This window comes from Nostoc sp., assembly GCF_036919675.1.
Classification (GTDB): Bacteria; Cyanobacteriota; Cyanobacteriia; order Cyanobacteriales; family Nostocaceae; genus Nostoc.
In genome coordinates this window covers 1-12,403 of record NZ_JBALCP010000127.1, presented here as the reverse complement: position 1 = coordinate 12,403, position 12,403 = coordinate 1, and the positions used below count along the sequence as shown (strand labels likewise).

At 42.4% G+C, this 12,403-nt stretch carries 9 protein-coding genes and 6 pseudogenes; 11 read left to right on the top strand and 4 right to left on the bottom strand.

The features are described from left to right. Positions 1-93 precede the first annotated feature (93 nt). Together V7K49_RS28140 and V7K49_RS28135 are read right to left on the bottom strand one after the other, a co-directional pair. Positions 94-318: pseudogene (locus V7K49_RS28140) on the bottom strand (IS630 transposase-related protein); the annotation flags it as partial. Between the two features lie 401 nt (positions 319-719). Beyond that, positions 720-881, bottom strand: a pseudogene (locus V7K49_RS28135) (IS701 family transposase); the annotation flags it as partial. A 283-nt stretch (positions 882-1,164) separates the two neighbouring features. Between V7K49_RS28135 and V7K49_RS28130 the strand changes: the two are divergent. Then, positions 1,165-1,731: a CHASE2 domain-containing protein gene (locus V7K49_RS28130; RefSeq protein WP_335208565.1), complete on the top strand. Its 567-nt coding sequence runs from the start codon at positions 1,165-1,167 to the stop codon at positions 1,729-1,731. Between the two features lie 58 nt (positions 1,732-1,789). Here the strand turns inward: V7K49_RS28130 and V7K49_RS28125 are convergent, their stop codons facing one another. Then, a complete protein-coding gene (locus V7K49_RS28125; protein WP_334871315.1) occupies positions 1,790-2,971 on the bottom strand; it encodes an RtcB family protein in 1,182 nt (393 codons plus the stop codon). A 315-nt stretch (positions 2,972-3,286) separates the two neighbouring features. Between V7K49_RS28125 and V7K49_RS28120 the strand changes: the two are divergent. The 3 genes and pseudogenes from V7K49_RS28120 to V7K49_RS28110 all read left to right on the top strand — a co-directional run. Then, positions 3,287-3,502, top strand: a pseudogene (locus tag V7K49_RS28120) (methyltransferase type 11); the annotation flags it as partial. A gap of 414 nt (positions 3,503-3,916) precedes the next feature. After that, the gene (locus tag V7K49_RS28115) at positions 3,917-4,174 is read left to right on the top strand and encodes a hypothetical protein (protein ID WP_335208564.1); all 258 of its coding nucleotides are present in this window, start codon (positions 3,917-3,919) and stop codon (positions 4,172-4,174) included. Positions 4,175-4,340: 166 nt separating this feature from the next. Next, a pseudogene (locus tag V7K49_RS28110) lies at positions 4,341-4,549 on the top strand (transposase); the annotation flags it as partial. 22 nt (positions 4,550-4,571) lie between these two features. On the opposite strand, the gene V7K49_RS28105 reads toward V7K49_RS28110, so the two are convergent. Further along, on the bottom strand, positions 4,572-5,420 hold the full coding sequence (locus V7K49_RS28105) for an FkbM family methyltransferase (protein ID WP_335208563.1): 849 nt from the start codon (positions 5,418-5,420) through the stop codon (positions 4,572-4,574). 1,202 nt (positions 5,421-6,622) lie between these two features. On the opposite strand from V7K49_RS28105, the pseudogene V7K49_RS28095 reads away from it, so the two are divergent. From V7K49_RS28095 to V7K49_RS28065, 7 genes and pseudogenes are all read left to right on the top strand, one after another. Continuing rightward, a pseudogene (locus V7K49_RS28095) lies at positions 6,623-6,817 on the top strand (IS701 family transposase); the annotation flags it as partial. Positions 6,818-7,272: 455 nt separating this feature from the next. Beyond that, positions 7,273-8,025, top strand: a pseudogene (locus tag V7K49_RS28090) (NAD-dependent epimerase/dehydratase family protein); the annotation flags it as partial. A 119-nt stretch (positions 8,026-8,144) separates the two neighbouring features. Further along, positions 8,145-8,552 carry a hypothetical protein gene (locus V7K49_RS28085; protein WP_335208562.1) on the top strand — a complete coding sequence of 136 codons (408 nt, stop codon included), beginning with the start codon at positions 8,145-8,147 and terminating at the stop codon, positions 8,550-8,552. 124 nt (positions 8,553-8,676) lie between these two features. Next, positions 8,677-9,420: a 3-oxoacyl-ACP reductase family protein gene (locus V7K49_RS28080; RefSeq protein ID WP_335208561.1), complete on the top strand. Its 744-nt coding sequence runs from the start codon at positions 8,677-8,679 to the stop codon at positions 9,418-9,420. Between the two features lie 245 nt (positions 9,421-9,665). After that, positions 9,666-10,316, top strand: coding sequence for a nitroreductase (locus tag V7K49_RS28075; RefSeq protein ID WP_335208560.1), 651 nt, complete (start codon positions 9,666-9,668; stop codon positions 10,314-10,316). A 218-nt stretch (positions 10,317-10,534) separates the two neighbouring features. Further along, the gene (locus V7K49_RS28070; RefSeq protein WP_335208559.1) at positions 10,535-10,942 is read left to right on the top strand and encodes a hypothetical protein; all 408 of its coding nucleotides are present in this window, start codon (positions 10,535-10,537) and stop codon (positions 10,940-10,942) included. Between the two features lie 159 nt (positions 10,943-11,101). Then, positions 11,102-12,160, top strand: a complete 1,059-nt coding sequence (locus V7K49_RS28065) for a catalase family protein (RefSeq protein WP_335208557.1) — start codon at positions 11,102-11,104, stop codon at positions 12,158-12,160. Positions 12,161-12,403: the final 243 nt, after the last annotated feature.

Genomic DNA, 12,403 nt, shown 5'->3' with positions numbered 1-12,403 from the left:
TTGCTCTTAAAGCAACCCCACTTCATTCCCGATTCATCCCGTCGCCTTCCTGAAACACATTTATTAGCTTTTCCAGCGCTTATTGAGAAGTTACGCAAATTCATGAAACTTCTCCCAGTCTGTGATTTTGTGACTATGACCAGGTGGCCTGTTAGGCTCGGGCTTGAACTCACCCGTTTGAGCTTTGCGTTTCAGCCACAGGTGGATGGTGTTGCGGCTGATATTGAATAGCTCACTGGCTTCACATTTTTTGAGTCCATCCATTTCAATCGCCTTGATGACTTTTGCACGTAGATCGTAACTATAGGGTTGAGCCATTTTGAAAACCAGGAAACAGGGCTATGATTACTTTATCTTACGTCTTGATAGAACTGGCGGTTGCTATAACCCTCTTCTGTCACTTTCCGGGAGGGCGATCGCTAGAAGCCTCATGAGGCAATCAATACAAGCTATACTATTAGAAAAAAATGGGTCTTGTATTTGTTATTAGGAAAAAATCTGGCGATGCCTGCGGCGGGCTACGCCTACGCTTCCTGTATAAAAGCTCTGGAATTCAGAAATGACAAATGTTTTCGGAGAGTGACAGAAGAGGGATACAAGATTTGCAGATTCCGCAAATTATTGTCATGCGGGAGCCAGTGCCAGACTTAGTAGCTCAAAAATTTTTAAATAGGACTTACGCATTGACAAAAAATGTGATCCATGTGTACTATGCGGCAATATCGCTCCCTTACCAAAAAGCGGTTTACACTCTCGTGTGAAACCTCTCCTAATATTTCTGATAGTCTACTACACCCCCCATACTTTGGTTCTGATCGCAGAAACAGAGTGTAATGTTCTAGATTGCATTGTGCTGTCGAGGGTTTGCTGATTTCTCTCAATTGCCCAATACCTACAAGTAGACGACACCTATTTTCAACCGCATTATTTTACCACTCTGTCAATGCGTAAGTCCTATTAAAGTATTTTCTGGAGGTTTTTTCATCAGGACAATCCATATATGCTGCGGTTCGCACTGCTAGACAAAGGCTTAAAGGAATAGAAAAAGAATATCCTAATGCAAGTTGGTTACCAGTGATTAGCGAACATCCTACGGTAGTGCCAATGACTTAGTTAAAGTGCGGATGGTTTTTTAATACTCGCCGTCTCGAAAGTTTATTACTTTTGAGCCTGCTGATAACAGCTAGTGTAATAGGGATAAGACACCAAGGAGGATTGCAAACATGGGAGTTGCTTTTATCCGATCAATTAATGCGATCGCGTCCACAAGAAAACCAAGATTCGCGGGTGTTGATAGTCACTGTCACCGAAGATGATCTTTATCTACCAGAGCATAAGCAAAAAAGTGGGTCACTGTCAAATCTTGCACTGGCGCGACTGTTGGACAAACTTGCAAAGTTGCAAGCGCGAACCGTTGGCTTGGATATTTATCGTAGTGAGCCAGTACAACCTAACCAGGTTTCTCTAACCACTCGTTGGAAAACTGATGACAATTTTTTTGCAATTTGCAAAGTTAGCGATTGCACACAAAATTATCCAGGAGTTTCCCCTCCAGAGGGAGTTCCACCAGAACGCCAAGGATTTAGTGATATTGTCCCAGACTCAGACAATGTTTTGCGTCGTCATTTATTAGCAATGAAACCAGCAGACCCAACATCCCCATGTACTGCACCTTACGCCTTTAACGCCCAACTGGCATTCCACTCACCGATAACTGTTCAATCGACTTAGAAAGCGTGCCTCTGCGTTTAAAAAATAAAAAAGTGGGCATTGCCCACTCTACATAAATTTAGCCCTTAATACAAAGAACTTGCTTGAGTGTTGCTACAACTTCAACCAAATCTGCTTGATTTTCCATCACTTGTTCTATCGGCTTATAAGCACCAGGAATTTCATCTAATACACCCTCGTCTTTGCGGCATTCTACGCCATTTGTTTGCTCAATTAAATCATCAAGTGTATAGATATTTTTTGCCTTACTTCTTGACATCAAACGTCCGGCACCGTGAGAACAAGAACAGAAGCTGTGGGCATTACCTTTACCCTTAACAATGAAAGATTTTGCACCCATCGAACCAGGGATAATCCCATAGTCTTCAGTCCGGGCGCGGACTGCACCCTTACGAGTAACGTATACATCCTCGTCAAAATGTACTTCTTTTTCGGCGTAATTGTGATGACAATTAACCTGTAATAAAGGTTTAGTTGCCTTCCCACCTACTAAATGCTTCTCAACTATGTGTTTAAAACGCGCCATCATTACATCGCGGTTGACACGCGCATAGTCTTGTGACCATTGCAAATCGTACCAGTATGCCTGGAATTCTGGCGTACCAGCGACAAAGTGAGCCAAATCAGGGTCAGGCAATTTATTACCAGCCATCTTTGCTAATTCCCTGGCTGTATGAATGTGCCACTGAGCTAATTTATTACCGATATTGCGCGAACCAGAATGCAGCATCAACCAAACTTGATTTTCTGTATCAAGGCACACTTCAATAAAGTGGTTTCCTCCACCGAGAGAACCCATCTGTTTCATTGCTTTACTTTGTAGGTCTTGCACGCCGCGATGCAAATCTTTAAAATCATCCCAGCGTTGCCAGTTGGTGACAGATTTTTCAACATCTTTGTTTTCGTTGAATCCAGTAGGAATTGCTGCTTCAATATCCAGGCGAATTTTCTTCAGTTTACCTTCCAGTTGTTCAGCGGTAAATGCTGTCTTTATAGCGCTCATTCCACAACCAATATCTACACCAACAGCAGCTGGGATAATTGCCTCTTTGGTCGCAATTACAGAACCAACTAAGGCACCTTTTCCTAAGTGAACATCTGGCATTAATGCCACGTGCTTAAACACAAATGGTAGCGATGCCACATTCTTTGCCATCTTAGTTTCTTCTGAACCTAAAAAGTGATTTGCCCAAGAAAATACGGGTGTTGGTGTGGTAATTTCTAACTTTTCGTAGGGCATAATTTCTTCTATTTTGGATTTTAAATTTTAGATTTTGGATTGGGCATAAGGCACTGATAATTATCGCTATGCTTTATAACCGATTACCTAGTTAGTTGTAGCAATTTAAATGTTGTATTGTCTTTCATTTGGCTCTCTCAATTTTCGTGAAGCTGAAGAACTACTTTTAGGATTAATATCTATAGTATGAATGTAACACGATGCATTACAAAAATCAAGCCCTCACCATAGAAAGAAAGCAGATGCTTCCAAGATGTATTAAAATTTGTAAAGAAAACCACCTGCTTAAATAGCTCCTTAAAGTTTTGACACAATATGGCAGGACGTCAAGATACAATCTGGAAACGTTTTTTATCCCCTGTAGCGCGTCTTTTGATTGATGAAGACGGGTTGCGGCGTTACGCTGATAGTATTGACTGGGAGAAAGAGTGTGATCGCTTTCGACGAGATGATATCATAATTCCCTCGTACTACAGCAACCAAAACTTTCACGGTATTGCTGGCGGATATCTCAATTATGGTGCAGCAGTTAGATCCCACATTCCGCACTTCAAAATATAGGACAAAAAATTATATAGTTCTTTGCCTATGAAAAGAATAAGAGCAAGTTGAAGAATTGCTCAAAGAACTAAAAAGAGAAGATTTTGATAATTCTGAACAAGCTAGATATAAGCTAAGAAGCATAAACAAAAAATTGCATCTATTTAAAATTAAAGTTTGCCGCATAGTCCGTTGGGTTGAAAACTTATTAGTCAGTTGTGGGAAGTTTCGTTTAGGAGGAAAAAAGTCCTTGTTGCTCTGATCACAGAAACCGGAAACAGCTATGATGGATGTAACGGAGAGTCAAATTGAACGTCCATTACACGGGCCAAAACGCTTTTATAGTGGTAAACAAAAACGACATACTCCGAAGGCGGAGCGTCTCCGGCTCCGCTCAAATCTCAATTGATAATTAACCTAACAACCCTTAAAATTCGTTGGATTGTAACCGGTTCTGGTCGCAAACATGACTACAAGCTATTTGTAGACAGCAAGGTTCACTTTCATCCCGAAACAGAAAGCTTAGAAGACAGTGGCTACCAAGGGATTTCTAAAGTACATACGAATAGTCAGTTGCCTCAGAAAAAGCCTAGAGGAGGTAAGTTAACCTGCATAGCAAAAGCAATCCAACCGCACTTTAACGAGTCGTCGAGTCGCGATTGAACATGTTAATCGGCGGTTAAAAGTTTTTCGGATTTTAAGTTAGCGTTACTAGCTCTTAATTTTTCGGGAAATTTTACCTTCTAGTTTAATTGAACAGGTAGAAGATCAATCGAGTAATTATGCAATTGTTCAAGAGCTCTTAAAGGAGTTTGAATTAATTGTAGATGTTCGTGGCGAACAAGTTCGAGTAGAAGTGATTGAACGAATATCAAAAACATTTGAGAGTTGCCCAAGCGATGGATTGTGGAACGTACATTCGGATGGCTTTATCGATTTCGGCACTTGAGCAAAGATTGTGAGTTGTATACAAAAGTTAGTGAAGCGAAGATTTATGGCTCATTAATTTCTCTTATGGCCAAGCCATTAGCGGCTTAAGCTTTTGTTTACAAATCAGTTTTTAGTCATTTTTTATTGCTAAATAATTAGTTGGTCTGAACTGCTCGAATACTTCCTTATACGATTTGATAGGATGGAGGTAACCGGCAGGAGTAATACGAAATAAGCTCATGTTTATATTATTGAAAAGATAGTAGAAGTCTTGAAAAAAAGTTCGAGTATCAATATTACATCCCCCAAATTCAAAACTAACTACATTAATTGCTTGTTTAAGGAACATTTCAGATGCACCTACAAGGACATCTAGCTCATGCCCTTCAACATCCAGCTTAAGCAAATCTATCTGCTGAACATTATTTTTGTTACAATAGTTATCAACTGTATCTACTCTTACAACTTCAGAATCGTCGAAAGTTATACCGAAATGATCGAGTCTGCGCTTAGTGAGAGAAGCTAAAGCTGAACCTGGTTTATTATAATGCAATCTCAATTCGTTTTCTATCTTTCCAAGAGCTAAATTGTTTAACTTTATCTTACTCTTTACTTTCGGATCTACATTAGATTTGAGAATTCCGAATGTGTAAGAACTTGGCTCAAAACAATGAACCGAAAGGGTGTCTTCTGGAAAAATTCCTAATATAAGTTTTAGATACTGTCCTTGATTGGAACCTACATCAAAAATGCAGTAAGGGGCTTTTTGCTTTTGATATACAAAATCCAACACTGCACTCTCACCACTAGATTCAACACTAGCTCCGCAACCAAATCCCATCCAGAATTGAGCGCCAGCAACAGCCTTCTCTAACAAATCTTGTGTAAAAGGGTTTGCTGCAAGTTTGGTAAAAGTTTTTCTTAGCATCGACATCTTCAAGTCTCCTCTATTTTTGCATGGTTCTTGGGCAGAACTCACAGTCAGACACGCTCTTGATTATAGCTCGACCCTAACGTATCTGGACGGCAGGACTTAACGACGACTTTTGTCCCTTTAGCTCCCTCGTTTATCAGATCGTCAACGTATCCGGGTTAAACAGCTTTCGTTTCAAAAAAGTTTGAAACTAGCTAAAATAGTAGATGAGTGAGACGGTTCAGTGGTAATTTCTGCCCAGTAATCATTAGTAAGTCCTTGGAGAAATCCTGTCAAAAAACTTTTATTCTGTTAAACACAAAAGAAAAAGTGAGAAGAATATTTGTTGCTTAACAGCATGACTTGTTGCTGTAACAGCTATCGTCTGCCAAAAGCATGAAAATATATAAAGTCTTTATATCCTTGGGTATAATTACTTCATTTGCAGGTAATCAACGACAACTAACCCCAATTTCTGAATGGCACTAAGAAAAGCTCTAAGCTATGCAGGATAAGCGCTACAGTGTTTAATGCAATTGAGCGGTAATGGCATGAGTCAGGCTCTAGCCGATGGAGAGATGAGGTAACGTTGCCCAAAAATTTTTTGGAGGTAGAAAAAGCTTACTCGTTCATGGAATACTTTCTTTGAAACGAGCAAGCACATACGATAGCCCGGATTTCTCACAAGTAATAAAAAATGTCTTACATGAGGTCATGTAAAACAGTTGATATTAGCCAGGACTTACGCAACTGGCACAGGGCGATCGCAAAATAGTGGTACACATGTATTGTTTACCAGAAGATATCTTTCATTAGTTCCTACTCTATTATTAACAGTAATAAATTGTGTAAATTCGGGATATTAATTTTATAAGACAATAATCATGTGTGCATGAAAAAATCAGTTAGCAATGAGATTTACTAAACTTAATTATTGTCAATATTTATTTAGCAGTCAAATTAACTAAGTAGGTGGGCGTGGGAAAACCAAAATATGTAACAATATGTAAATACGGAGAAAATCCTGAATTAGGTATAAAATATGGGAGCGCGCCTAAAAGTATTCCTGAACCATGAAGAAGATCGAACCTTATTTGAATTAAGGACAGCAACAATGGTGTCGCAGAAAGTAAAAGATCGAGCTTTAGCAGTTACAGCAGTTTGCGTTCAAACCAGCCACAATAAAAACTACCTAATAGGCTCAACAAACAGACCACAATGATTAAACCAATTTAGAGCATTTTCATCACTAATAGCATTAACAGCTTGGCATTGAATCATGTCAATGTCGTCAAGCCCGTCTTCAAAGAAATCATATCGCTTGTGCAATGTTAGTTTGGCTGAGACTAAAAAATTTAGCCTATCAAACAGGTCAAACTATTTATAAAATTAAGCATAATTTGCTTTCTAATTATTTAATAAAGCAACTAAAACGCCCGGATATTGCTATGTCAATGGTATAGTTTTTAGGTGCTTGGCGCGCTCCGCGCACCATTGCTTATGCCAGTTGCGTAAGTCCTGTTGAACTATAGTAATCCTAAATGAGTCGTGAAAAATATAGATAAAGAAACGAACCACTATCTCTACGAGAGGTTTTGCCAACGCGCGGCGTCTCGTTAGAGAAGGACACAAAGGGAAGAAAAAAGAAAGAGATATATAATTTTCACAAATGATTTAGGACTGCCATAACACATGAAGGCGTGGCTGAACTCAGATGATCAAGTTCATCGGTGGAAAGAGCGATCGCTATTTCAAGTTTGAAACTCACATTGTCGCAACCAGCGATTCTCCTTCGTCTTAATCTATAAATATTTCACAGATTTTAACAGGAGGTTCACAGATGAAAATTTTTGTTGCAGGCGCAACGGGAGCGATCGGTCGTCCGCTGATCGCATAATTGTAGGCGCAAGGACACCATGTAGTCGCGTTGACCCGTTCTGCAGAAAGAGCACAAACTTTAGCTGAACAAGGCGTGGAATCTGCTATCGCAGATGTGTTCGATGCAGATGCTGTCAAAGCTGCCATTAACAGCGTTCAGCCGGAAGTAGTGATTGAACAACTGACCTCCTTGCCCAAAACTTATACGGGCGAATCGATGGGTGCAGCAGCAGCACTAAACTCTCGCATCCGTCGAGAAGGAAGTGCCAATGTGCTGGCGGCAGCGCAAGCGGCAGGTGTGCGCCGTTACCTGAGGCAATCGATCGCATTCTGGGCGGTTCCCGGTACTGGATTGGCAGACGAAGAAACGCCACTAGCTTTTGATGCCTCGCCTGCGGTTGCAGCAGACATTCTCACAGTGACTGAAATTGAGCGTCGCTTACCCAATATAGAAGGAATTGCCCTGCGCTATGGCTTCTTCTACGGACCCGGTACTTGGTTTGCCCCCGATGGCGACGTTGCTAAACAGGTGCGACAGCAACAGTTCCCGATTGTTGGGAATGGCGAAGGCGTATGGTCGTGGTTACACATTGAAGATGCGGCGATCGCCACAGTTGCAGCAGTGGAACGGGGCAATCCTGGCATTTATCTGATTACGGACAATCGCCCCTTAGAGGTGCGCGTGTGGCTCACTGCTTATGCCCAATGGCTCAAAGCTCCACCGCCTCCGCAGGTATCGGTTGAGGATACTCTGCTTCTTAGTGGTGCGGATGCTGTCTATTATGGTACTTAGATGCGAGGCGCATCGAATGCTAAGGCAAAACGCGAATTAAATTTTCAGCCTCGACCCTTGGAATGGATGGTTAACACCGCCGTGGCTCATGCGAGTTAACAATTTAAGGGAGAAGAAATATGAAGATTGCTCAATATGGAACAACAATCGTGGTAATTCATGTGATCATCAACGGACTACATGGTTTAGCACATGTGGAAATTCCAGTTTCCCTCTCTCTCCTTCAGAGTTTGTTTGTGGGTATTGTGATTTTTCCGATTCCCATGATTGCAGCCGTTTTACTTTGGACACAGTTCTACCGCATTGGTAGCTGGCTCTTGCTCAGTTCAATAGCAGCATCGCTCCTTTTTGGAATCTACAATCATTTGCTCGTGATTAGTCCCGATCATCTGTCTCAAGTTTCCTTTGGAGGTTGGGGTCTGCTTTTCCAAATTACAGCCATCCTGATATTAATTGTGGATGGATTCGGCTGTTGGATTGGCATCTGGGCATTGAAAACGATTCAGCAACCAGAAAAGGTGATATGAGTTGTCTTGATGATTTTAATCACCATCGTCCGTTGTTGTTCACCTGCTTGCTCTCAATTTAGAGCAGTTTTCTTTCATTAGACACACAGCGAATTATCCAATTTCTCAGCGCTCAGTATCTAATATGAACCATACACTCAAGAATAAACGTGCACTCATTACTGGAGGTAGTCGCGGCATTGGGGCAGCGATCGTCAAGCGTTTAGCAAGTGAAGGCGCTGATGTCGTCTTCACCTATGCTAGTTCACCCGATCGCGCTAATGAAATCGTGCAGGCAGTGCAGGCGCAAGGTGTTCAAGCTCTTGCTATCCAAGCCGATAGTGCCGAAGCCAGTGCGGTGGTCGCCGCTGTTGAGCAGACTGTGGAAAAATTGGGCGGTATTGATATTCTCGTGAATAATGCGGGTGTACTGGCGATTGGGGCGATCGACGATTTTACGCTGGCGGACTTTGATCGAACCCTTGCTGTTAACGTGCGTGCTGTGTTTGTGACAACGCAAGCCGCAGTCAAGCACATGAAAGAAGGCGGACGCATCATTAACATCGGCAGCACTAACGCCGAACGGATGCCATTTGCTGGTGGCGGCGTTTATGCCATGAGCAAATCTGCTCTGCAAGGGCTTGTGCAAGGACTGTCGCGTGACCTTGGCCCACGCGGAATTACAATCAACAACGTGCAGCCCGAACCAATCGCTACGGATATGAATCCCTCGGAGGGTGAGTTTGCCCAAATGCTCAAAAAGCAGATAGCGGTAGGCCGCTACGGCACTGTCGAGGAGGTTGCTGGGTTGGTTGCTTATTTGGCCGGTCCTGAGTCCGGTTATATCACCGGCGCAAACCTGATGATTGACGGAGGGTTCAGCGCATAACTGCCGTAGGTGGATGCCTAATACCAATTCATAACTCGTAATTCGTAATTCGTAATTCGTAATTAAGCAAGCTGGATGTATCCTGGGCTTGGATCTGTTGCTTGATTTTAGAGAATTGGTATCAGTCAGGGGGTGACTTCCTCGTTTGGGCATCCGAGTAAGGATTAGAAGAGCATATTTATTAGGCAAATTCCTGAAACCCCAGTTGAGCGTTCACATTCATTTTTCATAGAGGTTGATAAAATATGTTTGATCTCGACCAAACTATTAAAGATCGGCACTCAACACGCAAATTCTTATCCCAACCAGTGCCACAGGCTTTACTTGATGAAGCTCTTGCTCTAGCGCAGCACGCACCGTCGAATTCAAACATCCAGCCGTGGCGCTTAATTTTTGTCCAAGGCGGACACCGTGATCGTCTGCAAGAGACTTTGCTAAACCAAGCCAAGCAGCAGCCACCCTACAGCTTTGGGCTGCCGGAAACCTTTCAGCATTACCGCCAGGAACTGGGCGCACAAGTCTACGGGGCGATGGGGATTGCTCGTGACGATAAAGTGAATAGACAGCTAGCCCTTCTGCGTAATTACGAGTTTTTTGGCGCACCAGTGGTTGGTATCGTTTGTATGCACCAAGATTTGGGCGTTGCAGATGCTTTGAGTGTGGGAATGTATTTACAAACGCTGGTGTTGAGCCTAACCGCTCGTGGCATTGGCACCTGCGTAGAGGTTTCGCTAGCGGCTTATCCCGAAATTATCCGCAGCGAATTGAACATCCCACCAGAATTATTGATCATTTGTGGTCTAGCCGTTGGTTATTCCGATCCTGATTTTCCCGCTAATAGTCTGCATATAAGCCGTGAGGCCGTTGAGAAAAATGTCTTGTTTCTCGACAGTTGAAAAAGGCTGTCTTTTGATCATAGAATTGTCAAAAAGAAATTCATTGTGCCTACGACACACAGGTTCACCTCTGTAAAACAAATTAATTTAACATCCAACAATTTTCGATCGCTGTAAGTTAATTAAGCTAATTAGCATTGCATATTTGCAGTCTGCACTCCCATTGTCATCAATAAAAAATGATGTCTGTTGAAATTTTTGACTCAGGAGGAAGAAAGATGAAAATTGCTCAATATAGGACAATTATCGTGGTCATCCACGCGATCGCTTATGGACTGCACGGTTTAGCACATACAGAAATCCCAATTCCCCTCTCTCTGCTCCAAAGTTTGTTTATTGGTGCTGTGATTTTGCTGACTCCCATCATTGCAGCCGTTTTACTTTGGGCACCGTTTGATCGCATTGGTAGCTGGCTCTTGCTCAGTTCAATGGCTGGAGCAATCCTATTTGGCATCTATAACCATTTCATTGTGATTAGCCCGGATCATGTTTCTCATGTTTCTTTTGCAGGCTGGGGGCTACTTTTCCAAATCACAGCCATTCTGACATTAATCATAGATGGATTCGGCTGTTGGATTGGCGTATGGGCATTGAAAACAATCCAGCAACCACAGGAGGTCTTATGAGTTCGTAAACATTATCGTTTGCATAGATTACAACATTGGGAGGAGTAGCGCTGTGAAATAGTAGCCAAAAAGCGGTTAGGATTTCTAAAAACCCATCTGTAACATTCATTTTCTCAGTCTTAAAACACTCACATTATCTTGCTATCAGGAGAAAGAACTATGAGCCAATCTAATCTATCCACTGCTGGTGCCCAAGAAACGACTACCAATACCATCTTGGACACTGCTGCTCAAGAAGCGGCTACTGATACCATCGTGGATATTGATCTTAACGTTCAAGCCCAAAAGGGTCCAGACCTACGAAAAGACCATCCTAAAAGTCACGGCTTGGTTTGGGGAGAGTTCAAAGTTGAGGAAAATATTCCTGAATCGTTGAAGGTGGGTATCTTTACCCAGTCCAAAACTTACCCGCTTTGGATGAGGCTCTCCAATGCTTCTTCAGTAGAGAAGCGCGGTCAGCTCAAGTCGGATCTTGATCCCGATGTTCGGGCACTCGCGATCAAACTCTTACAGGTAGAGGGTGAAAAAGTGCTGGATGATGAACAGGAAACCCAAGACTTTTTGATGATTAATTATCCGGTCTTCTTTGTCCACGATGCCCAAGGGTTTGCCAACCTGACCAAAGCAAGCGTTGGTCAGGCAAATGAAGAAGAGCTGCGATCGCTAAAATCCACGTTTGAAGTCCTCAAAGCGGTTACAAGCAAACAAGTTGCAAATCCGCTGCTGATCCAATATTGGAGTACCACTCCCTATAAACTTGGCTCTGAGTCCATCAAGTTTTCTGTAAAACCTCATCAGCAAGATGCTCCAGGTTCAAACCCCACTTCCGAAACTTACCTGCGTGAGGCAGTCGTCAAATATCTGTCGGAAGAGGACAAAGATGCAACCTTTGACTTTTTGGTGCAGCTCTATGTCAACGATGAGAAAACTCCAATTGAAGATCCAATGCAGGAGTGGGAAGAGAAGGACTCACCGTTTATCAAGCTTGCGACCATCACAGTTCCATCTCAGAAATTTGACTTCGAGGAGCGGAAGCGACTGGATGAGGGCCTATCGTTCATGGCTTGGCATACCCTCCCAGAACATGCACCCTTGGGTAGTGTCAATTTAGCTCGCAAAAAAGTTTATCAGGAGATAGTAAAGGCTCGACGGAGTAACATCCACCACCGCATCGAAGAGCAGCAAGCATATAGTTCAGTTTTAGACGATCCTGAATAATCTTGCTTGCCAACTACTTCCGCCAACAATTGGTGGAAGTAGTATCTCGCAATATCTAGAACACAAATTAAGTAGGTGGGCGTGGAAAAAACAATATATGTAAAGCAATATTAAGAAGAAAGATGGTTGTTGAATTTGAAACGTTCTTTACTGTAATTATTTCGTTGTCCTCTAGCTTCTATGCCATCAATAACTGCATAAGCTAGGTCTAATTCATCATCAAACATCTGTCCAGAAATTTCA

Excerpts from the sequence above, each read along its gene's own strand:
- V7K49_RS28125 (WP_334871315.1), bottom strand. The coding sequence starts at position 2,971 with ATGCCCTACGAAAAGTTAGAAATTACCACACCAACACCCGTATTTTCT.
- V7K49_RS28085 (WP_335208562.1), top strand. The coding sequence starts at position 8,145 with ATGAAGATTGCTCAATATGGAACAACAATCGTGGTAATTCATGTGATC.
- V7K49_RS28080 (WP_335208561.1), top strand. The coding sequence starts at position 8,677 with ATGAACCATACACTCAAGAATAAACGTGCACTCATTACTGGAGGTAGT.
- V7K49_RS28075 (WP_335208560.1), top strand. The coding sequence starts at position 9,666 with ATGTTTGATCTCGACCAAACTATTAAAGATCGGCACTCAACACGCAAA.
- V7K49_RS28070 (WP_335208559.1), top strand. The coding sequence starts at position 10,535 with ATGAAAATTGCTCAATATAGGACAATTATCGTGGTCATCCACGCGATC.
- V7K49_RS28065 (WP_335208557.1), top strand. The coding sequence starts at position 11,102 with ATGAGCCAATCTAATCTATCCACTGCTGGTGCCCAAGAAACGACTACC.